Raw genomic sequence first — 216 nt, forward strand, 5'->3', positions numbered from 1 at the left:
GGCCCACAGGGAATACAAGGTGTTCAAGGAATTCAAGGCGAAAGAGGTCCGACAGGTCCAACTGGTATTCAGGGGATACAAGGAATTCCTGGTCCAATCGGTCCAACAGGTCCAACAGGAATACAAGGTATACAAGGAGTGCAAGGGGACAATGGTCCAACAGGTCCGACTGGAAATACTGGTATACAAGGTGTTCAAGGTAATTTAGGAAGTAGT

At 47.7% G+C, this 216-nt stretch carries 1 pseudogene; it reads left to right on the forward strand.

Annotated features, from left to right (window positions below):
- Positions 1–216: pseudogene (locus MR160_RS34680) on the forward strand (collagen-like protein); the annotation flags it as partial.

The organism is Bacillus cereus group sp. BfR-BA-01382 (assembly GCF_022663475.1).
In the GTDB taxonomy this organism is placed as follows: domain Bacteria; phylum Bacillota; class Bacilli; order Bacillales; family Bacillaceae_G; genus Bacillus_A; species Bacillus_A thuringiensis_S.